Annotated in this window: 1 protein-coding gene; it reads right to left on the bottom strand. The window is 61.6% G+C overall.

What is annotated here, in order from left to right:
- Window positions 1-1,316, bottom strand: a 1,316-nt coding sequence (locus I004_RS36540; RefSeq protein WP_037978193.1) for a hypothetical protein, incomplete at both ends; no start/stop codon positions are given.

Raw genomic sequence — 1,316 nt, 5'->3', positions numbered from 1 at the left:
CGAGACTGAGTGCCGGCTCGTCACCTCGCCTGCGCCCGGCGAGCATGTCATTCGCCGCACGCATCAGACCGGCGCGCTTCCCAACATCGAGAACACCCTCACTGCGAACGCCCTCACTCGCTACCCCGGCCCCCGGATCGTTCTTCCTCACCAGCTCCCACATATGGCCGGTCTCCGAAGTTTGCCCCGCAATCCCGGCCGCCTCGACAATGCCGACACTCTCCCTATTTTCCCGGTAGACCTTATACCATTCCCAATTCTTCCGAGCGATCCTATTGCGCTGAATTTTCTTCTCTTCGATCACCTCGCCGACGGCGTCCTCAGAACCGGCCCCTTCCTTTTCCAGCACCATGCGCGCGAACCGGGCCAACTGAATAGCGTCCACCCATTTGACGTCCACACTCTTACCGGCAAGCCAAATTCCGACGTTAGAAACCCTAGCTTGGTCAGCCGCACCAGTAGTGGTTACTCCCACCCGCTGCTTCACTACCCAGAAGATTGTCCACTTCGTGTCATCAAAGGGTTTTGTGGTGCCCGGAGTCGGAGGCACGGCGGCCAACTCTTCCCGCGTGGCCTTAACGTCGGCGAGCACTGCCGCCAGTTGCTCCTTGCTCAGCCGCATGGGCCGCCGCGGCGCCGCCGGGTTGGCCTCATCGGCCTGCTTACGCTGCTGGGCCTCCAGCCGAAGACCCTTCACGCGCGCGGAAGCCTCGCGGTCCCTCCTCATCCAAAGATCGGTTGTACGAAGCCCCACTGTGCGGGCCGCGCTAATATCGGTCGTTTCCGGCCGCTGCATCAATACCCAATAAATGATCCACATGGCGGCATCTTCGCGTTCACCTCTATGCCGTTTGGGGATCGCGGGGACCTCGGCCAGCTCTTCCACCGTGGGCGCGAGTTCGTCCAGCTTCTCCCGATCACCGTCCTTGAGCTTGCCCGCGTCAAGCACTTTCTTCGCCCATGACACTTGTTGTGTGGACTGCTCTTGAGTGGGCGCTCCCGACTGCCGTTGCCCGAGGTCGGCCTCCTCGGCCTCCAGCCGTTTAGCCTCCACCCGCTTAGCAGCCTTGCGGGCCAGCTTCTTCCAGTTGTTGGATTTACTTTGCCCCGCTTCGCGGGCCGCGACAATATCCTTCATTCCCGGCCGCTGCATCCAGACCCAGAAGATGATCCAGTTGACGAGATGAATGGGTGGTGCCCCCCGCCGCCTGTCGGGAATCGCAGGGACCTCAGCCAGTTCGTCCGTCGTGTACGCGAGGTCGTTCAGCTTCTCCTGCTCACCTTCCTTGAAGGTGTGCGCGGCAAGCGCTTTCTGC

This window comes from Streptomyces sp. TAA486 (genome assembly GCF_000426165.1).
The sequence above is the reverse complement of the archived record's forward strand: the minus strand, read 5'-3'. Positions and strand labels throughout refer to the sequence as shown.